The 21,644-nt window shown below is 52.0% G+C and carries 17 protein-coding genes; 10 read left to right on the top strand and 7 right to left on the bottom strand.

All coding sequences use genetic code 11. The features are described 5' to 3' along the window. Window positions 1-18: 18 nt before the first annotated feature. Both G5195_RS12055 and G5195_RS12050 read right to left on the bottom strand, forming a co-directional pair. Window positions 19-3,630 (bottom strand): response regulator, encoded by a 3,612-nt coding sequence (locus tag G5195_RS12055; RefSeq protein WP_421206745.1) that lies wholly within the window; start codon window positions 3,628-3,630, stop codon window positions 19-21. A 10-nt stretch (window positions 3,631-3,640) separates the two neighbouring features. Then, window positions 3,641-4,264 carry a response regulator gene (locus G5195_RS12050; RefSeq protein ID WP_421203623.1) on the bottom strand — a complete coding sequence of 208 codons (624 nt, stop codon included), beginning with the start codon at window positions 4,262-4,264 and terminating at the stop codon, window positions 3,641-3,643. 639 nt (window positions 4,265-4,903) lie between these two features. Here G5195_RS12050 and ecpA point away from each other — a divergent pair. The 6 genes from ecpA (at window position 4,904) to G5195_RS12020 (ending at window position 13,222) form a co-directional block, all read left to right on the top strand. Then, window positions 4,904-5,491: a common pilus major fimbrillin subunit EcpA gene (ecpA, locus tag G5195_RS12045; protein ID WP_421203624.1), complete on the top strand. Its 588-nt coding sequence runs from the start codon at window positions 4,904-4,906 to the stop codon at window positions 5,489-5,491. A gap of 65 nt (window positions 5,492-5,556) precedes the next feature. After that, window positions 5,557-6,219, top strand: coding sequence for a hypothetical protein (locus G5195_RS12040; protein ID WP_421203626.1), 663 nt, complete (start codon window positions 5,557-5,559; stop codon window positions 6,217-6,219). Between the two features lie 51 nt (window positions 6,220-6,270). Continuing rightward, window positions 6,271-8,733, top strand: coding sequence for a TcfC E-set like domain-containing protein (locus G5195_RS12035; protein ID WP_421206747.1), 2,463 nt, complete (start codon window positions 6,271-6,273; stop codon window positions 8,731-8,733). A gap of 309 nt (window positions 8,734-9,042) precedes the next feature. Further along, window positions 9,043-9,717, top strand: coding sequence for a fimbria/pilus periplasmic chaperone (locus tag G5195_RS12030; RefSeq protein ID WP_421236177.1), 675 nt, complete (start codon window positions 9,043-9,045; stop codon window positions 9,715-9,717). 113 nt (window positions 9,718-9,830) lie between these two features. Then, a complete protein-coding gene (locus tag G5195_RS12025) occupies window positions 9,831-11,429 on the top strand; it encodes a hypothetical protein (protein ID WP_421236176.1) in 1,599 nt (532 codons plus the stop codon). A gap of 209 nt (window positions 11,430-11,638) precedes the next feature. Then, window positions 11,639-13,222 carry a hypothetical protein gene (locus tag G5195_RS12020; RefSeq protein ID WP_421236175.1) on the top strand — a complete coding sequence of 528 codons (1,584 nt, stop codon included), beginning with the start codon at window positions 11,639-11,641 and terminating at the stop codon, window positions 13,220-13,222. Window positions 13,223-13,610: 388 nt separating this feature from the next. Here the strand turns inward: G5195_RS12020 and G5195_RS12015 are convergent, their stop codons facing one another. From G5195_RS12015 to fabV, 4 genes are all read right to left on the bottom strand, one after another. Beyond that, entirely contained in the window at window positions 13,611-14,219 is a 609-nt protein-coding gene (locus G5195_RS12015; RefSeq protein ID WP_421236174.1) for a hypothetical protein, read from the bottom strand. 130 nt (window positions 14,220-14,349) lie between these two features. Next, window positions 14,350-15,534 carry an NAD(P)/FAD-dependent oxidoreductase gene (locus G5195_RS12010; RefSeq protein ID WP_421236173.1) on the bottom strand — a complete coding sequence of 395 codons (1,185 nt, stop codon included), beginning with the start codon at window positions 15,532-15,534 and terminating at the stop codon, window positions 14,350-14,352. Between the two features lie 149 nt (window positions 15,535-15,683). Beyond that, the gene (gene ftnA / locus G5195_RS12005; protein WP_005339225.1) at window positions 15,684-16,208 is read right to left on the bottom strand and encodes a non-heme ferritin; all 525 of its coding nucleotides are present in this window, start codon (window positions 16,206-16,208) and stop codon (window positions 15,684-15,686) included. 92 nt (window positions 16,209-16,300) lie between these two features. Then, window positions 16,301-17,488, bottom strand: coding sequence for an enoyl-ACP reductase FabV (gene fabV / locus G5195_RS12000; protein ID WP_421236172.1), 1,188 nt, complete (start codon window positions 17,486-17,488; stop codon window positions 16,301-16,303). A 401-nt stretch (window positions 17,489-17,889) separates the two neighbouring features. Here fabV and G5195_RS11995 point away from each other — a divergent pair, with 401 nt between their 5' ends. Together G5195_RS11995 and trpS are read left to right on the top strand one after the other, a co-directional pair. Beyond that, a complete protein-coding gene (locus tag G5195_RS11995) occupies window positions 17,890-18,327 on the top strand; it encodes a universal stress protein (RefSeq protein WP_005339229.1) in 438 nt (145 codons plus the stop codon). A 192-nt stretch (window positions 18,328-18,519) separates the two neighbouring features. Continuing rightward, a complete protein-coding gene (gene trpS, locus G5195_RS11990; RefSeq protein ID WP_069529120.1) occupies window positions 18,520-19,533 on the top strand; it encodes a tryptophan--tRNA ligase in 1,014 nt (337 codons plus the stop codon). On the opposite strand, the gene G5195_RS11985 is transcribed toward trpS, so the two are convergent. Then, entirely contained in the window at window positions 19,512-20,471 is a 960-nt protein-coding gene (locus tag G5195_RS11985) for a LysR family transcriptional regulator (RefSeq protein WP_042656845.1), read from the bottom strand. The two genes, trpS and G5195_RS11985, sit on opposite strands and share 22 nt — an antisense overlap. A gap of 91 nt (window positions 20,472-20,562) precedes the next feature. On the opposite strand from G5195_RS11985, the gene G5195_RS11980 reads away from it, so the two are divergent. Together G5195_RS11980 and G5195_RS11975 are read left to right on the top strand one after the other, a co-directional pair. Beyond that, the gene (locus tag G5195_RS11980; RefSeq protein ID WP_421236171.1) at window positions 20,563-21,462 is read left to right on the top strand and encodes a DMT family transporter; all 900 of its coding nucleotides are present in this window, start codon (window positions 20,563-20,565) and stop codon (window positions 21,460-21,462) included. Next, window positions 21,447-21,608 (top strand): hypothetical protein, encoded by a 162-nt coding sequence (locus G5195_RS11975; protein ID WP_005339236.1) that lies wholly within the window; start codon window positions 21,447-21,449, stop codon window positions 21,606-21,608. Before G5195_RS11980 ends, G5195_RS11975 begins: the two co-directional genes overlap by 16 nt. Window positions 21,609-21,644 lie beyond the last annotated feature (36 nt).

The following is a 21,644-nucleotide window of genomic DNA, read 5'->3' as shown; positions in this document are numbered from 1 at the left end:
AGACCGCAGTGAGAGGGGTTACTCCCCTCTCGTTTTGTGTGCTTTATTCCAATAATCGACCCCAGCCTTTACCTGTTGATACATATTTCGGACCTGTCTCAATGCTGCGGGCATGCAAACCGACAGACGAGGTGACTGCTCCCATTCGCTACAGCAGGCAACCAATTCATCCGCTCCCAGAATCCTGGCCCCCCCTTTCAAACGATGCAGCTGGGCCAAAAACTTCTGGCTATGACCTTGCATACAGGCTTCAGCAAGATGCTGCATGTCTTGTTCAGATGCAGTGACAAACTCATTAATCAATACGCTCATCAGCTCACTGTTCCCTACCGTAAGTTTGCTCAATTTATGCATGAATCGAGTAGCCATATCTTCAGGAGCCAGCAATATTTTCCCTGGGTGGTGGGTAGCCAAGCATGCCTTGAGGTCATCGAGACTCACGGGCTTGAACAAACAATCGTCCATCCCAGCCTCCATGGCCCTCTGCACTTGATCTTGGCGAGCATCTGCAGTCAAACCAATCACTACGGTACGCACGGCTTCATTATCTCGCTCCTGCTGGCGCAGCAAAGTGGTAAATTCCAAACCATCAATATCAGGCATATTGAAGTCGCTAATGATGATATCAACAGGCTCCTGTGACAACAGTTGCAGAGCGGATTTACCTGAGCTGGCCGTCAGCACCTCATGACCTAGAAATGTCAGTTGCTGGCTGACCAGCAAGAGATTTGTCGGGTGATCGTCAATAACAAGAATACGGTATCCCGCATTGTCATATGACGGAGTAAACCTCTCTTCTGAGCCACACTCTCGGACAGCCAAGGTTTCCGCAAGAGGCAAACGAAGCGACACGATTACCTTTGTCCCCAGTCCCAGCTCACTGTTTATTTCCAGATCACCTCCCATCATCTGACACAGAGTCCGGCTGATCATCAGTCCCAACCCGGTGCCAGATTTTTGTATATCGGCAGGTTGCGTAGCCTGACTAAAGGGCAAAAACAGATACTCCAAATCTTCCTTACTGATCCCGATCCCGGTATCAGCGACACTTACGGTGATGTCACACCATTCTCCATCTGGCCGTAAATCAACCGCCAGTTCGACACCGCCTTGGCGGGTAAATTTAATGGCATTACTCACTAAGTTGGAAAGCACCTGCTTATACCTAATAGGGTCAACCATGACGGCCACATCATGCTGGTCGTATAATTTCAAGGTCAGTCCCTTCTGACGTGCTACGACAGAAAAAACATTGATTACAGACTGGTTAAGCACATTGATTTGTTGCGGTGATGGAGACAGCTCCAGTTTGCCTGATTCAATTTTTGAAAGGTCCAGTATGTCACCTATCAACCCTAGTAAATCATGCGACGCTTGATAGGCGACTCGAATTGCATCACGGTCCTCCGTATTCAAGCCATCCTTTCTTAATGTCAACTCAAGCAAACCAATGATGGCATTCATCGGCGTTCTGATCTCATGGCTCATTGTGGCTAAAAAGGTTGACTTGGCACGACTGGCCGCCTGAGCATCACGGCTTGCATTATCTAGTCTCTCGATCAAAGAGACTCGTTCACTGATGTCTATCCAGCCACCGACAACACCATCGACCTCTTCTGAAAGGCCACGAAAAACCTGTATCCAGTGATATATATTTAAAACTCGATCGGTCAGCAGCAATACATGATCGCCATCTCTGGGCTCTGCATCCTGAAGAGTCCCTCGATAAACATCGCCAAGGACTGACATATATGGCCAGCGTCGCTCACATTCTTCTATTGTCAAGCCGATCAAGTCTCTTTTTTCAACATCAAAAAATGCCGCATAACTGCTATTACAGAGTATCAAGCGACCTGTTACATCCCTAGCATAAATAGGATGGGGAGTACTATCCACCAACTCTTCAATAAAGTTAAGCTGTGCATTCAGCTCTATTTCCGCTTTTTTTCTCAGCTTGACTTGCCGGCGCAAATAGAGTATCCAAAAAAAGGCTAATACCAGCGTCAGCAGTGCTGCAAAAATATACTTAGCATAAATAACTATAAACTCATAAAAAGACATTTCATCATGTTTTGCACTGACTCGCCAGCGAGATGCCAATATATCCAGCTCATCAGGTGGGATGGAGGCCAATACTTTATTGATGATGCCAATCAGGTTTGACTGATCTTGGTTGACAGCAAAGGATGCTCTTATTGGCATCGAATCAAAAAGCTCACCAGCAATGATCAAGCTATCTGAATATTCTGAGTTAATCAGATACTTGGCTGCTCGCAGTGGCACCAGTGCCATATCACATCGTTCAGAGAAGACACATTCCACCGCGTCAGTAAGTTTTTTCACCCATACTGGCTTATTGACTGATAGCTGGCCCCCATAAGGATATTCCAATCGAGCACCCTCAATCTGCGCAATACGGCCACGTTCTAATATCTCGCTGGCAGATGGTCGCTGTGGATTTTTCTTAACGACCATCACAATGGGATCAAGCATAAACGCACGGCTAAACAGCAGCGTGTCTTCACGAGCTTTCGTCGGGGTAATGACGATGGCATCAACCTCTCTGCGCCCCAGTCTTTCTAGCTGTTCAAGAGAAGAGCCGATAGGTACGGGAGTGACCTGAATGCCGAGCTTGGCACCAATCACCTGTAATACATCCAGAGAGATGCCATGCAGGTTACCTCTGACATCGATAAAGCTCAGTGGCGGTGCCCCTTTATTTACCGCAATTCTAAGCTCCCCTTTGCTATTGATCCATTGCCATTCCTCTTCCGTCAGCATGGCAGGCTTTGATTCGATAGATAGGCCCCCACCACTCCATCTTTTCAAAATAGAGTCATGATGGAACGTGGTGACGACACGGAGAGCAATATTCACTATATCTCTTAGGAGATCATCATCAGACTTGAGTCCAAATGCAAAACCATTGGTCTGCGCAAAAAGTGGTCTAACCAGATGCACACTGTCCTGATAAAGCTTATTGACAATAAAGTTACCTGATATCATGTCAATCAATACGGCATCAGCCTCACCATAGGCAACCGCAGCTACCGCACTGTATTTTGAGGCATGTATATCTATCTTCACACCAGGTAATATTTTTATTATTTCGGCCATAGGCAAATAACCTTCTGCCACCGTAATATTTTTTATCTTTTTATTATTTACACTGATGTTTTTATAGAGAGCCGGCTGATCTTCAAGATAGACATCCGTTAATAACAATCCATTATTTATCTCATACCCATTGGCAGAGCTGATCATGTCAGCCTCACCCATCTTGACAGCCATGATCGCTGCATCACGTGAAGGGTATTTTTTGGCAAAAATATCTATATCAAGAATTTTCGACAGCAATCCAAGTACATCGGCCGTTGCACCCTCATAGTTTTCTGAGCGAATGGTAATATCCAAGGGGGGGTTATCAGGCAATGGCACAGCCAATACCAATTGCTCTTTTTTACGCAACCATATTAGTTGTTCAGCATTAAATGCCGGCAAGGTGTTTTTATAGTTATACGATTTCTCACGAGAATGAATTTTAATATATTCGTCTTTCGATGATGCAAAGCTAAAAAAAGGTATCACCAGCATAATAGCAAGATATTTAATGAAGCTGTTCATTTTCATTGGCGTCCACTCAAAAAAGACTTTTGCTCTTTGCTAGTTCTATTAGCTCCACAATATTGGAAACATTTAACTTTGCCATCAGTCGTGCTTTATAAGTGCTGATGGTTTTTTCACTAAGCAACATATCTATAGCAATTTCCTTATTTGCCTTGCCAAGGCAGAGGTTGCGCAACACTGTCATTTCTCGACTTGATAGGGTGCTGAAAATATTATCTCCATCAATTAGCTCTGCATATTTCCCATGATGCATAACTTTTTTTGGAAAAGCTTTTTTCTGACTCTGGCATTTCAATATAGCCTTTTTAAGCATCATAATATCATCTAATTTTGAGACAAAACCATCTGCTCCGGCTTGCAAACACCTTAACATATTATGTTGACTATCGAGCGCGGAGAAAACAATGATAATAGCAGGCGATCCCTCCATTCTAATTCTTTTAATCACTTCTATACCATCCAAACTTGGAATTCCGATATCAATGATAGTAATATCCGGATTGATTTTTTTAAAAACTGACAGGGCATCAACACCATTATCAACCTCACCCGCAACTATATAATTTTCTTGTTGCAACAATATGCGAATGGCAACTCTTATTGCTGGATGATCATCCACAACCAATACTTTTCTCATGCTCCCTCCAGGACGGCTCCAACTGAAAACCAAAATAATGCTGTCTATTCTTAGCTTTACTTGAGTTCCTAAGGCGTATCAAGCCATAGCCAAGCTTTCTAATAGCTTAATGAACGCCTCATCAATCATGAATCTTATCTGGCATTTACTGCTGGAGCTAATACATGAATGTCTGATGCATCATGATTATAGCTGAATGTGGCCATCGCTAACGGAGAGAAAGATCTACTTGTAAATCATTGATAATTAATGCCTTTATAAGATTCCCTACATAACTATACGTTAAGGAATGGTAAAGCAAAGGTACTTTCGATTACCACTTAACACATTGTTATGTCTAGCAATAACTATTTCGTAATAGATTGTTTCAAGCATCCCTGCCAAAACATCGATGCAACAACAGTCACCGAAATAACCAACAAAAAAACAACAAACCCCGTTGTTGTTTTTTAAATGCACCTTAGGAATTGTCCTACATGCTTTTTGGTCGCATCTCGAAACATGGCCGATTAATATTTTTCCATCTTGGCAAACAGGCATGTCGCGGTGAGATTCCGATAATAAGTGCATTGCATACCAGCCAAGACCACGAGAACGCATATTCAATCACCAGAATATAAAAACAACCGAGGATTTATAATGAAAAAGACTCTGATCGCCATCGTTCTAGCTGGCTTTGCGTCAACTGCTGCCCATGCTGCAGTTGAAGCACCTCCTTCCATTGCAACCTGGAAAGCCACAGCCAAGAAAGATACCAGTAGCGACCTGGTCGTCACTCCGCTGGGCAGCCTCGCATTCCAATATGCCGAAGGCATCAAGGGCTTTAACACCGTCGATGGCCTGTTCGACGTTAGCGTTCAGGGTAATGCCGGCGAGGTGGGCGCTGAGCTGACCGAATTTACCCTCAAGGCCAAGAAGTTGAGCGGTACCCTGAACCACCTGAGCGGCGGTTCAACTGTCGATGTGGGTGTGTTCTGGATGGGCCAGCCGGTCGCTTCCACAGGCTACACCACCCTGATTGACACCGCAGCCGGCATCAATGGTGGCAACCTGGCACCAGTTGCACAGGGCGCCAATACCGCTGGTGAGCGCACCAGTGCTCAGGCCGCCTTCAGCTTCAATATCGACAGCGCCACCGTCAATGGGACAAACGCCCCATTCACCACCCTGCCTGACGGTATCTGGTCTGGTGAGGTCAGCGTTGAGTTTGTCGCCAGCTGGGCCTAAACACGCCACCCGACTCCAACTGGGGGGCCAATCTGGTCCCCCTTTTTTAATTACGGAACACCATCATGCGATTCACGATCTTTCTGCTGGCAGGCCTGTTTTATCTGCCGGTGGTCAATGCGATCAACGTAGGGTCGGTCACGACCTTTATCGATAGCAATGAAACCGAAGTGGCCAAAGAGATTGAAAACAACAGTGACCAGGCTCGACTGGTAACGGTGAATATCTCGCGTATCTCATCCCCTGAAGAAGGAGGGGTAGACATTCCGATGGAGGTAGAGGGTGAATTGCTGCTCTCACCGGCACGCATGATGTTGCCCGCCAAGGGGAAGAACAACGTGCGTTTCTTCTATAAAGGTCCCGCTGATGACCAGGAGCGTTACTACCGCATCACCTGGCGCGATACGGCGCTCTCCATGGATGAGCAGCGCAACGAGAGTCGTCAGGCGATGGCCACTACCTCTGCCCAGATCGGCACCATTCTGGTGGTGACCCCACGCAAGGTACGCTTTGACTATCTCTTGAGCCATGGCGAGCTCACCAATCGGGGCAATGCCTCTTATCGGGTGGTGGCCTATGGTGTTTGCCGCGACCAACCGGGCAAGCAGTGCAAAGAGACCTATTACGACTTGCCGGGCAAACAGCGCGTCTTCAAACGGGTTGATACCAATCACGAGAAGAGTCACGTCGGTCTCTGGCTCGGCAAAGACTTTGCCACCGTCAAGTAACCTTGCAGCGACCAGCTCAAGCAGCAGACTAATCACTACTTTGGATAAATGATGCGCCCCTGGATTCAACAATATGCCGTCAGTGTTGCCGCTCTATTGCTTGCCACCAGCGCAGCCGCAGAATCGATCGCACCGTTGCGCCTTGCCAATGTCATCATTCCAGCCAGTTTTGCCAGTGCACTGCGCGATGGTTTGTCAGTCCCTGTGCTGCTGCACTATCGGGATGAACTGAGCGGGAAAGAAACCCTCACCTCAGATCCGATTGGCAGTGCCACTCTGGTGCTCAGAGAACAGCAGTTGCAACTGCTGAATATCGACTTCGGCGCCAGCCAGCAACAGACGCAGCTCAACGAGGCGCTGGTCTCGACCCTCTCTGCCGATAGCGAACAACGCACCTTTGATGAGCAAGGTCATCTGGAGGTCAATTCCGATGCCAGCATGAAGCTGGATTTGCTCACCATGCAGTTGAATATAGAGGTTTCTCGCGATGCCTTTGGGATGGCCGCTACCCAAGATTCAAGCACCAGCCTGACACCCAGTGTAGAGGCGCTGACCAGCGTGCATCGTTACAACTTGGGCTACTCCTTCAACAACACGGATTACGGCTATCTCGACTCCAACTTTGTCCAGCTTGGCAGTACCTTCGGCTACGGGGCGCATCACATGACGCTGGATGGTTCTCTCTTCAACCTGGGCGAGCCACAGCAAAGCGGCACACTTTACAGTGCCATGTACGAGCGGGATCTGGATGATCGTCGTCTGGCCGCTGGCATGGTATCGACCTGGGATTTGCAAACATTGGGCATGGTCACAGCCCTGAACAGCAGACGTATCTATGGTGCTTCTTATGGCAACCAGGCCCAGTCTCGCCAGCAGAACGCCAACCAATCCACGACCCCGGTGCAGGTCTTTATGCCCGCCAACGGCGAAGCGCGCATCTATCGGGATGGCCGTCTGATTGGGCTGCAGAACCTCAATATCGGCAACCAGAGTATTGATACCACTTCCTTCCCTGGTGGTGTCTATAACGTCACCGTTGAAGTCTATGTTGATGGACGTTTGACCGACACCAGCACCCAGCGCGTCACCAAATTGGGAGGGGGCAACCAGTTCGTCGGCCGTTGGGGCTGGCAGTGGTGGGGGGGCTGGATGGAATCAACCTCAGATGAGCAGGGTGACTCTCCCTTGTTGGGCGTATCTTTCTCTCGCACCCTGGATGCCCTCACCTATTCCGGTACCAGCTATGCCTTCAACCAGGCCGTTGTTGCTGAAAGCGGGATACAGTGGCAGGCCCATGAACGCATCAACCTGGGCGCCCAGGCCATGGCCTCTTCTGATAGCGCCTGGCGAGCAGGTAGCAACATCAGCGTACAACCGATCGACAATGTGTCACTCTGGGCTTCACAAGAGAAGCTGAGCAGCGGCTCACGCCTTAACCTCAGCGAAAGCCACCTCTACTCATCAGGACTCAGTTTGAGCCTTGGCGGCTGGCTGAATGGCCTGGGCCAACTCTCGTTCAGCACTACCCATGACAAAGAGATAGGCAGCACACGCAACTATCTGGACTACTACCAGCACCTCTATTCCGGTCGCTATGGCAACCTGTCGATGCGCGCCAGCGTGCAGAGCGGCAATGATGACCGCATCGGTAGCAACAGCAACAAGAGCATCACGCTCGATTACAGCTTGCCGCTGGGCCAGCTGTTCAGCATGGGCATGAGCAGCAACGAACAGGGCCAGAGCATTGCCAACCTCAACTACCAGCAGCGGTTGGAGGGGGTTGTCAACCTGGCTTCTCTCAACGTCCAAAAGGTCTTGAACGGTGATGAACGAGGTTCACCCGCCCTCTCGGGTACCTTGGGCTTCGAGCATCAAGTCATTAGCGGCACCTCCAGTCTGTCGCGCAGCAGTCAGGGTGATCTTAACGGCAACCTGATCGCACGGGGCTCGATCGCCACTGCGGGTGAACACCTGGCAGCATCAGGCAGGAACGAGGCCAACGCTGGCGTGCTTATCGATACCGGGTTATCTGGTGGTGGACAAATGCTGGCCAAGGTCAATGGCCAGGACTATCCCCTGCAAGGTGAGAAAACCTTCCTGGCCCTGCAACCCTATCAGGAATATGAAATCGAGCTGCTCAACAGCAAAACCAGCATGGACAGCTATGAAATAAACACCGGTAAACAACGTTACACCCTGTTTCCCGGCAACGTGGCCACCCTGGATGCACGCAACAATATCAAAGAGATGGTCACAGTGTTTGGCATCATCAAGGCAGAGGATGGCAGCCTGCTGACCAATGCCAGGTTGGATAATCACATCGGCAGCACGGTCACCAATGAAGCAGGGGAGTTCTCTCTGGATGTGGATAAAGCCAACCCCATGTTGATGTTCCGCCGCGGCAGTGATTTTTGTGAAGCGGAGTTGGATCTTGAAGAGCAGACTGGCGCCGCCTGGATAGGGGTCATTACCTGCAAGGGGCTGCCGACATATGCGATGGTGACAAGGAATTAACCGTGAAGGCCTCTCTTTGCTCGACGCAATGGTTGTACGCTGCGCTGACTGCACCGGATATTGGGTCATTGTGATTAAGCACGACGCCATCATTTTCTGTTAATTGAAAACGAAACCGAGGACAGCTGGCTTGTGAGACCGATAAAGGTGGTACAAGCAGCACCTTATCAAGGAAGGATGTATCACTCCGGGCAATGTTGATGACAATCAAAGCTCCGGTCACTCATCGAATGTTCGACAGATGGTGAATAGCAAAATGCCCCAGGCCATGATGAAGGTCACCAGAACTTATTATTGGAAGAGATAGATATGTATCGTACTTTCTTGTGTTTGATCTCGCTGGTTTGGGGGCTTCCCGTCACAGCCATTGATATAGGTGCCATGACAGCAATCATGGAACCATCAAGTGATTTGATAGCGCGGACCATTATTAATAATGACCGTTTACCCAAGGTGTATGAAGTCAAAGCACAGAAGATAAGCGACCCCACAGCCAAAGGCTACCCATTGGCCATGTTGCCCGGTGAGCTGCTGTACACCCCCAAACGCTTTGTACTGCACGAAGGGCAGAGGCAAAATGTCAAAATCTATTACAAGGGAACCAAGGATGATCAGGAGCGCTACTATCGCGTCTTTTTTGTCGAATCACCCGCAGCCCAGCTTGAAAAAAAACCACCCGTCGATCGCAAAGGTACACTGGAGCTGAACATTGAGGTGCAATCCATTCTGGTGGTGCGACCCCGTCAGGAGAAATTCAATTACGAGCTCGATGAAAGCGAAGGGACGATTCGCAACACAGGCAACACCTTCTTTGAGTTTATTGTCAAAAAAGGCTGTAATGAACCAGACAGCACGGCAGATACCAAATATCTGCTACCGGGGGAGACTTGGTATAACACCAAGATTGCACAATCCGGCAATCAGAAGCTGATCGTGTATGACCGCCGTTTTATGACCATAGGTCAAGCATGCTCACCAGCTTAACGCATAAGCGCATCCGCTTCTCTTCGTGATGATGCATCCCTAAACGTCGCGGACTGAAAACAGTATTCAAGACACGACTGGGTTGACATATTTTGAACATATCAGGATAACTCATGACACATTTTTCCAAAATATTGCTGCTACTGCTGGGTAGTTACCAGGTGATGGCCAACACCCCGGTCCGCTATATCGACAGAGAATCGAATTTGGTCGTTATAAGTGTAGAGGGGCACCCCGATTTGCTCGTTCGTACGCCTGATACCACCTATGTTAATATTTATAATCTGGACAAGACCAATGGAGGGTTGAGTTTCAGTAAAAATGATAATTTTTTACCACAAGCCTTACTTGATGGTTACAAACTGGATGTATGGGAGGATGGCCCCATTTCCTTCCCGTATGCGAGTTTGCTGTGTGACAATAATGGCTATTATAAGCAGGGGTGCAGCGGTTTCAGTACACGAGCGAGGCCTGCTCAGATAGACGCCAAAGGCTTTTATGGCCTCAGTGACCGTATCAGCCGTGTCGGTGGTTTGAGCAGCAGATTATCGCAAAGTGCACTCTGGTATCTGCGCGATATGCCGGTAGGCACATCGATAGTGCGTGACCTCCACTATTGCATCTACCAAGATACAAACAATTCCAACCGTTGCACCGCCCAACCCGGCTCAGTCGACTGGCGCGTGCGTAAATTAACCACCAATAAGGTCGGGCACATCAAGTTTGTCAGCAAAGATATCAATGAAGAGATTGTGATAGATAGCAATGGCAACCCTACTCCTGCCCCCGGTGGGAGCGGCGCCTGTATTGCTGACAGGGTGGGCAATAGCAATGGGCTCACATGCACCATTGCCTCATACAACCTAAGCTGGGTAGGAGTTCCGAATTCACCCTTAGAGCAGTATTTTTTTTCTGGGGTTCTCAAAGAACGCCTATATAGTAGCGATGAATTAATAGCCTTCAAATTTGGCCAACAAATCTGGTCGATTCTTTATCCTGGGAGCGAAACTATAGTTAACTCATTAAGGATTAACAACCAACGCGGGACAGAACAGATTAAAGTATTTTTCAATAATGCACTTCTCAAGAGAATGTACAAGCAAAATAAAGTACATTTTGATGACATCGCGGAACTGTATGCCACATATCAAACCGGTTACCTGTATGGTCTATCCATACCTTTTAGGGGAGGGTTTGAGTTTATACCGCGAGCACAGACAGTGAGCATCAAGTCGGCCGATGGTAACCCATCGCCTTATCAGACCGGTGAGGTGGGCAAGGACAATCTGGTGTTTAACTACGAGCTGTCGGAAACCGGTTATACCAATGCGGCCCGACTGGAGGTCAAAGTCACGCAAGATGTCGGTATTCCCCATCAGGGTCGGTGTACCTTCTACCCGGACGGACAAATCGAATCCTCCCGGGCAGTGCCTGTGCCTACCAGCATCATCTTCAGCTCTGTTGGTAACCAGCCGGTATCCACGCCCATAGAGTGTAATGGCCCTCCCATAGACCTGAGGTCCAGAAAGATTATTGAATCACGACCAGCGCAAGAATGGGATGAGGGTGGTATAGGTTATACCCGCTTCTATGACCTGGGCCTGCAATTTTCACTCACTGACAATATGACCAGAAAGACGGTGAGCGGTGATGACTGGGAAGGGCTCGTTCATCAGAGTGGAAAAGTCATTCTTACCGGTCTCTGGAATTGATGCTACCAATATATTAACCAAATTAATGCCTGGCTTTGCCAGGCTGAGATAACACAACAATTAATGAAAATGCCATGATGAATACTATTGCCTCGCGGTGCAGTATTCAATAAAAACAATACCACATCTGCAAACATGGCCTGTCGACTGAAATAAAACATGTCAAAGCATGACTACTTTGAAATATTTAAAACACCCTCGAGAAATTTATGAAAAACCTTGTAAAAATATTCACGCTACTGCTAAGTAGTTCCCAAGTGATGGCCAACACCCCGGTCCGTTATATCGAACGAGCGTCAGACATTGTAATCCTTAGCGTAGAGAACCATCCCGATTTCTTGGCTTATACCCCTGATATAACTTATGTTAACATCACTAATCTGGGCGGTACATCTGATGGTGTATTGGCCTTTAACAATGATGTTCCTTTTCTGCCATCAAGATTACTGGATGGCTACAAACTAGATGTATGGGAGGATGGCCCCATTCCCTTCCCGTATGTGGGTTTGCTGTGTGACAGTAATGGCTCTAATAAGCAGGGATGCATCGGCAAGAATACACGTGTGAGGCCCGCTCAGATAGACTCCAAAGGCTTCTATGGCTTCAGCGACCCTAGCAGTCGTACCGTTGGCTTGCTCAGCAAATTATCGCAAAGTGCATTCTGGTATCTGCGGGATATGCCAGTAGGCACATCGGTAGTGCGTGACCTCAACTATTGCATCTACCAAGATAAGAACAACTCCAATCGTTGCACCGCCCAAACCGGGCCAGTCGACTGGCGCGTGCGTAAATTAACCACCAATAAAGTCGGACACATCAAGCTTGTCAGCAAAGATATCAATGAAGAGATCGTGATAGATAGCAATGGCAATCCGCTCCCAGCCCCCGGTGGAAGCGGCTCCTGTGTTGCCGATACGGTTATTTACGCCAAGGGGATCTCGTGTACCGTTGCCTCATATCAGCTAGATTGGAACGGCACTAGCAGTTCGCCCTTAGCTCCTTTTTTCTTTTCTGCTCGCAAGATCACTCTTTATGATAAAGTGGCTTTTAAGTTTGCCAATGAGGACTGGGTTGGCTTGCAAGGTAGCAACTATTCAAGCTCTCAAAGAGTAAGGCAGCAGCGTGGCACATCACAGATAAAAATGTTTTTAAGTTCAAATTTAATAAAAAACATGGCAAATGACAAAAAATTAAATATAGATAACATAGCCCAACTTATCACTTCATATACTAACTCGCCTTTGGAAGGTTTACGCATACCATTTAAGGGCGGTTTTGAGTTTATACCGCGAGCACAGACAGTGAGCATCAAGTCGGCCGATGGTAACCCATCGCCTTATCAGACCGGTGAGGTGGGCAAGGACAATCTGGTGTTTAACTACGAGCTGTCGGAAACCGGTTATACCAATGCGGCCCGACTGGAGGTCAAAGTCACGCAAGATGTCGGTATTCCCCATCAGGGTCGGTGTACCTTCTACCCGGACGGACAAATCGAATCCTCCCGGGCAGTGCCTGTGCCTACCAGCATCATCTTCAGCTCTGCTGGTAACCAGCCGGTATCCACGCCCATAGAGTGTAATGGTCCTCCCATAGACCTGAGGTCCAGAAAGATTATTGAATCACGACCAGCACAAGAATGGGATGAGGGGGGTATAGGTTATACCCGCTTCTATGACCTGGGCCTGCAATTTTCACTCACTGACAATATGACCAGAAAAACAGTGAGCGGTGATGACTGGGAAGGGCTCGTTCATCAGAGTGGAAAAATCATTCTTACCGGTCTCTGGAATTGATGCTGCCAATATATTAACCAAATTAATACCTGGCTTTGCCAGGCTGAGATAACACAACAATTAAGGCAGATGCCATGATGAAATCATGGCATCTGCCTTAGTATAACATTACTACACATTCTTGTTCTGTATATTTATAAAACCACAGTTATAAATATCTCAAAACTGCGCACCACTCTAAATAAAAGGCAACTATACTATGCTTTTTATGCGTTTAAAAACTCATTTAAAAGTCATCAACATGACAACAACTTAATTGAATAGGCGAGAGTGGTAACATCGGCATAAAAACGCCCAATAGGGAGGGTAGCCTATGCAATAGGCTGAGACTGATTCAGTATAAAATGACGAAAACAATCGCAATATGGCTTTCAATTCATTATAGATTTTATTGTTTTTGCAACAGTAGTCCTTCCTTAAATAGCTGGCGGGCATGTTCAGCATCGATATGTTCAAACAATGCTGGATCAGGACAATGAAGAACCTGAGTACGTAACCGATGAATATCTTGCCCCGCAAAGGCGGGTTTATTTGTAAGAAATAATGCGTAAACATTTTGATAGACAGACGCACTATTTTTCTTTGCCAATTCAGATGCTGTATGCCACAAAGTATTACCCGCAGTATCGATCAGGCATTTCCCACCTTTGGAAAAAACCCGAACCGGCAATTTCAATGGCAACTCAGGGAGACGCTTGCACGACTGTGCCGGCACCTGACCCTTGATTAGTGGCCGTCCTGGCGATGACCAATAGATAGTTTGTTGCGAACTTAATAACTGACAGGATACTGGAATACGCAGGGTAAACAAATCTTCGATTATACCGCCTTGTAATGGCACCAATTTATCATCACCCCGTAAAAATAGCTCTCCCTGGACGCTGGGTGTGATTAGCATCATGCGCAAGAATCCATCCCGATAGCTTTGGAACTGAAATGACTCTGCAGCCCATGACCATTGAAAAATACATAACAACCCTATCACCCGAGCAATCATCTAATACCCCTTTTTCATAAGGGGCATATTTCATTGCACTCAGTTGAACAATAAAAGAGCTCGCCACACAAAAAGGAAAGTTCTTACATGAATAGGTATGGCAAGATCTCTGCACAGATTTTTCTTCCTATCAACAGAACTGGCCAGCCACCCAGCCGGAGGACCAGGCCCACTGGAAGTTGTAGCCACCCAGCCAGCCGGTCACATCCACCACTTCGCCGATGAAGTAGAGGCCGGGCACCTTGCGTGCCTCCATGGTCTTGGAGGAGAGCTCGTTGGTATCGACGCCACCCAAGGTCACTTCTGCGGTGCGATACCCCTCAGTGCCGTTGGGCAGGATCTGCCAGTCACCCAGCAGGTTGGCGATCGCTTCAAGTTCCCGCTCGTTGTACTGGCGCATCGGCTTGCTGACCAGCTGACCCAACTCCACCAGCTTGTCGACGAAACGCTTGGGCAGCTCGCGCCCCAGCACGGTTTTCAGCTCCTGCGCGGGGTGCGCTTGCGCCCATTCGCGCAGGGCGGCCGGAATATCCAGCTCCGGCAGCAGGTTGATGTGGATCTTCTCGCCAGCGTGCCAGTAGGAGGAGATCTGCAGGATGACGGGGCCGGAGAGGCCGCGATGGGTAAACAGCATCGCCTCCTTGAAGCGAGTGCCATCCTCGGCGGTGACCGCTACCGGCAGGCTGATGCCCGCCAGATCGGCAAACGCCTCTTTCTCCGCCTGATGGAGGGTAAAGGGCACCAGACCGGCGCGGGTCGGCAGCACGTTGAGGCCGAACTGCTCCGCCAGCTTGAAGCCATAAGGGGTCGCACCCAGCTTGGGCATGGAGAGACCGCCGGTCGCCACCACCAGCGAGTGACAGCCGATCTCACCCTTGCTGGTCGTCAACACAAAGCCTTCGTCCTGCTTGCTGACGGTGAGGATCTCGGTCTGGAACTGCAGGGTCACCCCGGCCCAGTCGCACTCAGTGAGCAGCACATCGACGATCTCCTTGGCACTCTCGAGACAGAACAGCTGCCCCAGGGTGCGCTCGTGATAGTTGACCCCGTGGCGATCCACCAGATCGATGAAGTCCTGCTGGGTATAGCGAGCCAGCGCCGACTTGCTGAAGTGGGGATTCTCCGACAGGTAGGCGTGAGCGCCCGCCTGATGGTTGGTGAAGTTGCAGCGACCACCGCCACTAATGAGGATCTTGCGGCCCGGCTTCTTGGCGTTATCGAGCACCAGCACGGAGCGGCCACGGTAGCCCGCCTGCGCCGCACACATCAATCCGGCCGCACCGGCCCCGATCACCACCACATCGACCTGCTTCATCATCACTCACTTATCAAAATAGAAACGGCACCTGGCCAGAACCGAGATTGCCTCTGGCTGACATCACAACGGTGACTGCCCACCAGAATAAACAACGGCCCTTAAAAGGGCCGTTATTGTACTGGCTGAACACTAAGTGTCCACGACTATCAGGCGTTGCTGTCCATGATGCTGGCAGGGGCGCCCTTGGCCAGTTCGGCCAGCTCCTTGTCGATGAAGTAGAGGCCCTTGCCATCTTCACCCACCAGACCCAGACGGTCGACGATGCTCTTGAACAGCTTCTCCTCTTCATGCTGCTCGGCCACATACCACTGCAGGAAATTGAAGGTGGAGTAGTCTTGGGTAGTGAAGGCTACGTGAGCCAGACCATTGATGCACTTGGTGATGTGGTACTCGTGCTCCAGGGTGGTACGGAACACGTCACCCAGCGACTTGAACTCGTGGGGAGGGGCATCGATGGCACCCAGCTTGGGCATGGCGCCGGTCTCGCTCACGTAGGTGAACAGACGCTCCATGTGCTGGCGCTCCTCGACCGCGTGCTGGCGCAGGAAGGTCGCCGCCCCTTCAAAGCCCTTGTCTTCGCACCAGGCGCTCATCTGCAGATAGAGATTGGAGGAGTAGAACTCCAGGTTAATCTGCTCGTTCAACTTCTCGATCATGGCTTGGGCCAGCATCTTGTTTCTCCTCAGTGATTTGGTATCGATTGTCGCCACACTCCCGCCGCGAATCAACCCGCCAACGAGAGGGAGATCCCGTTTCTTTCAGCTCAGGGGGTCAGCTCCCCAAGGGAGGCGACATCCACCGGCGCAGCATAATCGACGCCCGGCAGCTCGAAGCCGTTGAGCTGCATGAAGTCCTGCCGCAGCCCGGCAAAGTCCCCCAGCGCGTGGAAATTGTCCGGCGTCACCTTGGGCCAGAGCGCCGAGACGGCGGCCTGAATGGCCGGGTCGAGCTCGTGGTCATCCATCCGGATCAGCCGGTTACCATCGGCCACCACCCCATTGGCCCCGTACATCTTGGCGGCAAACAGTCGCTGCATCTGCTCGATGCAGCCTTCGTGCACACCGCGCTCCTTCATTACCCCCATCAGCAGGCCCAGATAAACCGGCAGCACAGGAATATAGGCGCTCGCCTTGGTTACCAGCGCCTTGCAGACCGACACCCAGGCATGGCCGCCAAGCTCGGCCAGTTGCAGGTTGATGGTCTCGGCGGTGGCGTGCAGATGCTCCTTGGCATAACCGATGGTGCCATCCCGATAGAGGGGATAGGTGGATTCGGGGCCGATGTAGGAGTAGGCCACGGTTAGCGCACCGGGGGCGAGACAATCCGCCTGCTGCAACGCCTGCATCCAGAGCTGCCAATCCTCGCCGCCCATCACGGCGACGGTGTCGCGGATCTCCTCCGGCGTGGCGGGCGCCAGCGACTGCTGCACCAAGGTATCGCGTTCCAGATCCAATCCCCAACCGCTGAACGGCTGGCCGGTGGTCTTGAGCACCGAACGCACCTGCGTGCCATCGGGTAGCACCCGGATGCCGCTCGCGAGCGAATAGATCACCAGATCCACCTGCCCCAGCTGCTGGCGGATAGTGTCGATGGCCTGCTGGCGCATGCCGTCGGAGAAGGCATCACCGATCAGGTTGATGGCGATACGCCCCTCCTGCTCCGCCTCCTTGCGAAACCAGATGTTGTTGTACCAACCGGCACTGCCCAGCCCCTTGTCAGAGGGGCCCCGCTCGAAGGAGATGCCGATAGTGTCGGCCCCCGCGCCGAAGGCGAGCGCAATGCGCGACGCCAGCCCGAAACCGGAGGAGGCCCCCAGCACCAGCACCCGCTTGGGCCCATTGAACGGGCCCGCAGTCTTGATGCGTTCAATCTGCTGCTGCACGGCGGCGCGACAGCCGATGGGGTGACAGTTGCGGGCAACACAACCTTGAATCTGGGGATGAATGATCATGGGAAGGCCTCCAAAGAAATTGGCTACAGCATAACCAAATCGAAAGAGATTAACTTGATGCCGGATCGTTATCAGTCAGAAAAGCCGCGGGAAATGAGGCGGATAAACAAAAGGGAGCACGTGGCTCCCCAAAGCGGTATTCAGATGCTTTTTGTTGTTTTGTGTTCATTGCGAAGCACGGGCCCATCCTATGCCTCTCCCCCCTGATCGGCAAGCCGGGGGGTGTGACCGGCGTCAAACTCCTGTTTAATTTATAGGCAAATGGTGGTTAATAACTGAGTGGCTGACCCTGTGTCACACGTCATTAAACTCATTTAAATCCCAAAACTGTGCCTGAGGCACCATTTTAGTTTCAGCAGAGATTGGTATAGTGGGCTGAAGGATCGGTAAGGAGAACCCCCATGAGTGGAACAACCTATTACAAGCATATTCTGGCCGCGATCGACCTCTCTGAAGACAACCGCAAGGTGATCGACAAAGCAGTCGACAGAGCCCGCTCCAACGGCGCCAAGCTGTCGGTTATCCATGTCGATGTGGACCTCAAGGATCTCTACACCGAGATGATCGATATCGATATCGACAACGTGCAGGATCAGGTGATCGCCGAAGCGAAAGAGAAGCTGGAGGCCTTCCTCGCTTCGGTGGACTACCCCATCGAGAAGAAGCTGGTGATCTGCGGCGATCTGAGCGAGCGGGTCAATCAGGCAGTCAAGGAGTACGAGATCGACCTGCTGGTGTGCGGCCATCGTCAGAGCTTCTGGAGCCTGCTCACCTCCAGCGCCCGTCAGCTGATGAATACGGTGCCCTGCGATCTGCTGGTCGTCCCCTTGCAGAAGTAATGAAACCGGCGTAGTTTGATTTGCTATGAACATGACCTCATTCAATCACAACTACTGGTGGTGCTGCTCCTAAACAGGCGGCACCGCGTTTCTATTGTAAATTTCCCAAAGAAAACACCGTGACCGCCGAGAGGCGGTCAACTGTTTTTATCCCTTTGTCGCCTCCCGGCTCACCCAACTGGAGAGAGTGACATGCACAACCCCGTAATCCTGACTGGCGATCGTCCCACCGGCAAACTGCACATCGGCCACTATGTCGGCTCCCTGCGCCAGCGCGTCGAAGCCCAGCACCACTACCGTCAATTCGTGATGATCGCCGACCTGCAGGCGCTGACCGACAACGGCCACAATCCGGCCAAGGTGACCGACAACGTGCTGGAGGTGATGGCCGACTATCTGGCGGTCGGCCTCGACCCAGCCAAGACAACCTTCTGTCTGCAAAGCGCCCTGCCCGCCCTCGCCGAACTCACCTGCTACTACCTCAATCTGGTCAGCGTCGCCCGGCTGGAGCGCAACCCCACCGTCAAGGCGGAGATCCAGCAGAAAGGGTTCGAACGCACGCTGCCGGCCGGTTTTCTGGTTTATCCGGTGAGTCAGGCAGCCGACATCACCGCCTTTCGCGCCAGCCATGTGCCGGTCGGGGAAGATCAGCTGCCGATGCTGGAGCAGACCAACGAGATCGTCCGCCGCTTCAACTCTCTGGTAGGCAAAGAGGTGCTGACCGAATGCCAGCCGATCCTGAGCGACACCGGCCGCCTGCCCGGCATCGACGGCAAGGCCAAGATGTCCAAATCCCTCGGCAATACCATAGAGCTCGGCATGTCGGCGGAAGAGATCAAACAGGCGGTGTTCGCCATGTATACCGACCCCAACCACCTCAAGGTGAGCGATCCCGGTCAGGTGGAGGGAAATACGGTGTTCGCCTATCTCGATGCTTTCCACCCCGACAAGGCGCTGGTCGCCGAGATGAAAGCCCACTACCGGCGCGGCGGACTGGGGGACATGCGCTGCAAACAGGTGCTCAATGACTGCCTGCAGACCCTGCTCGCCCCGATGCGGGAGCGCCGGGCCGCGGCCATTGCCGACAAGAAGATGCTGCTGGAACTGCTCTATCAGGGCACCGAGCAGGCCCGCATCATCACCGATGAGGTATTGGCGGAGGTGAAAAGCGCCATGGGGCTCGACTACTTCGCCAGCATCCGCTGAGCGGGAGTACCGAGCGCATCGTCGCCGTAGAGGTCGAACACCAGCTGGTGCAGCAGGCTCTTGAACCAGCCGATCGCCTCGTCATGGGCGGTCAGCGGGTGCCCCGCCATCAGGTAGACGATGGGGATGGCGGGGTCGAGTTGATGCATCCGCAGCGGGTAATAGCGGCAGAAGTGGCGCCCGATCATCTCGGGCACCACCACCAGATAGCGGCCGGTCGCCATCAGCGGCGGCACCGCCATAAAGCTCGGCAACCGCACGCCCAGCTCCCGCTCCACCCCGAAACGGGCCAGCCAGAGCTCCACCATCGCCTGACTGTGACCCCAGCTGGAGGTGTGGATGTGGGGACGGCTCACCAGCTCGACCGGAGTCAGCACATCGGGCAATTCGCTGCCGAGCGGCGACAGGCAAACCAGCGGGTTGTTGAACCACTCCTCCCGCCACAAACGGGGTGAGAGATGATTCGCCCCGGCGAAACCGATCACCAGATCCAGCTCCCCCTTCTCCAGCTCCCGCTCGTAGTTGCTGTCGGCCAGCTCGCACACCTCCAGCCGACAGTGAGGGGCCTGCCGATGGAGCCGATCCACCAGCACCGGCACCAGCCCGTGCTCCACCGAGCCCGGGGTGGCGATACGGAAAATCCGCCGCGCGGTGGCGGGATCAAACCCCTTGGCCTGCCGCAATCCCTGCTCCAGCATCGCCAGCGCCTGGCGAACCGGCCCGGCCAGCGCCTTGGCCCGCTCGGTCGGCATCATCTCGCGCCGACTCATCACGAACAGCGGGTCATCCAGCGCCACCCGCAGCCGCCCCAAGGCGTGACTGACGGTGGATTGGGAGAGATGCAGCCGTTCGGCGGCACGGGTGACGTTGCGCTCCTGCATCAGCATGTCGAATACGGCGAGCAGATTGAGGTCGAGACGGGCGAGCGAGCTATCCATCGATATTAGCCATAGCTAAATGCCAACAATTCATTTTTACCATAGTAACAGATTGCCTAGAATGCGCTGGCTTAATACATCGGAGATTCAAATGCGTAGCTATCTGTTATTGCTGGCCATTGGCCTGCTGTGGGGTTCCCAGTTCATTTTCATGCACCAGGCCGTCGCCGAGTTGCCCCCCATTCTGGTGGCTGCCGGTCGTGCCCTGTGCGGCAGCCTGACCCTGGGTCTGCTCTGCCTGTTCATGCGGCTCAAGAGTGAGCACACCCCGTGGCGCACCTATATGCTGATCGCCCTGCTGGATGCCACCATCCCCTTCATCATGGTCGCCTGGGGCCAACAGTATGTGGATAGCGCCATCGCTGCCGTGGTCATGGGTTGTATCCCGTTTGTGACCATTCTGGCTGCACCGCTGTTTATTTCTGGTGAAAGAATCACCAAAACCGGTCTGCTTTCCGTGATCATCGGCTTTGCCGGTGTACTCACCCTGTTCTGGCCGAAACTCTCCCAGGGCATGAACGCCGGCCTGCTCGGTGCCATGGCCATCCTGCTGGGTGCCAGCTGCTTCGCCATCGGCCTGCTGATGATCAAGCGCTTTGCCAAGGACCATCCGGTCGTGGTCGCCCGCAATATCCTGATCTCCTCGGCAATCCAGTTGCTGCTGGTCGCCCCATTCATGGTTGATCTCGGCAGGCTGACCCTGCCGAGCACCCAGGCCCTGAGCGCGATCACTGTACTGGGTACCCTCTGTACCGGTCTGGTCTACTTCCTCTACATGGCGCTGATCCAGAAGGCTGGCCCGACGTTCGCCTCCTTCAGCAACTATCTGGTACCGCTGTTCGGCGTGGTGCTGGGTGCCCTGTTCCTCGGCGAGCAGATCCACCCCACTACAGGTGTTGCTCTGGCACTGATCCTCGGCTCGGTAGCCATGAACCAGTGGGCGCAACAGCGTCGCATGCAGCGCGAGGTCTCCCTATGTCAGGCATCCTGACCACACTGTGCGGTGGTCTGGTACTGATTGCCGGCTGGCAATATCGCCAGCGACTGGCCGGGATCCTGGGCCTGCTGATGGTACTGCTGCCCTGGTTCTTCGATAGCAAGCTGCAAGCCATGCTTAGCTATGCCCTGAATGCCTGAAGTCCATCTCTGAATGTGTGACGAGAGTCTATCTCT

It is taken from the genome of Aeromonas sp. 601039, assembly GCF_049174415.1.
Taxonomy (GTDB): Bacteria; Pseudomonadota; Gammaproteobacteria; order Enterobacterales; family Aeromonadaceae; genus Aeromonas; species Aeromonas veronii_A.
Note: the sequence above shows the minus strand (reverse complement) of the source record. Positions and strands in the feature narration are given on the sequence as shown.

Bases quoted from the DNA above. Each gene is read 5' to 3' on its own strand.
- G5195_RS12055 (WP_421206745.1), bottom strand. From the start codon at position 3,630: ATGAAAATGAACAGCTTCATTAAATATCTTGCTATTATGCTGGTGATA.
- G5195_RS12050 (WP_421203623.1), bottom strand. From the start codon at position 4,264: ATGAGAAAAGTATTGGTTGTGGATGATCATCCAGCAATAAGAGTTGCC.
- ecpA (WP_421203624.1), top strand. From the start codon at position 4,904: ATGAAAAAGACTCTGATCGCCATCGTTCTAGCTGGCTTTGCGTCAACT.
- G5195_RS12040 (WP_421203626.1), top strand. From the start codon at position 5,557: ATGCGATTCACGATCTTTCTGCTGGCAGGCCTGTTTTATCTGCCGGTG.
- G5195_RS12035 (WP_421206747.1), top strand. From the start codon at position 6,271: ATGCGCCCCTGGATTCAACAATATGCCGTCAGTGTTGCCGCTCTATTG.
- G5195_RS12030 (WP_421236177.1), top strand. From the start codon at position 9,043: ATGTATCGTACTTTCTTGTGTTTGATCTCGCTGGTTTGGGGGCTTCCC.
- G5195_RS12025 (WP_421236176.1), top strand. From the start codon at position 9,831: ATGACACATTTTTCCAAAATATTGCTGCTACTGCTGGGTAGTTACCAG.
- G5195_RS12020 (WP_421236175.1), top strand. From the start codon at position 11,639: ATGAAAAACCTTGTAAAAATATTCACGCTACTGCTAAGTAGTTCCCAA.
- G5195_RS12015 (WP_421236174.1), bottom strand. From the start codon at position 14,219: ATGATTGCTCGGGTGATAGGGTTGTTATGTATTTTTCAATGGTCATGG.
- G5195_RS12010 (WP_421236173.1), bottom strand. From the start codon at position 15,534: ATGAAGCAGGTCGATGTGGTGGTGATCGGGGCCGGTGCGGCCGGATTG.
- ftnA (WP_005339225.1), bottom strand. From the start codon at position 16,208: ATGCTGGCCCAAGCCATGATCGAGAAGTTGAACGAGCAGATTAACCTG.
- fabV (WP_421236172.1), bottom strand. From the start codon at position 17,488: ATGATCATTCATCCCCAGATTCAAGGTTGTGTTGCCCGCAACTGTCAC.
- G5195_RS11995 (WP_005339229.1), top strand. From the start codon at position 17,890: ATGAGTGGAACAACCTATTACAAGCATATTCTGGCCGCGATCGACCTC.
- trpS (WP_069529120.1), top strand. From the start codon at position 18,520: ATGCACAACCCCGTAATCCTGACTGGCGATCGTCCCACCGGCAAACTG.
- G5195_RS11985 (WP_042656845.1), bottom strand. From the start codon at position 20,471: ATGGATAGCTCGCTCGCCCGTCTCGACCTCAATCTGCTCGCCGTATTC.
- G5195_RS11980 (WP_421236171.1), top strand. From the start codon at position 20,563: ATGCGTAGCTATCTGTTATTGCTGGCCATTGGCCTGCTGTGGGGTTCC.
- G5195_RS11975 (WP_005339236.1), top strand. From the start codon at position 21,447: ATGTCAGGCATCCTGACCACACTGTGCGGTGGTCTGGTACTGATTGCC.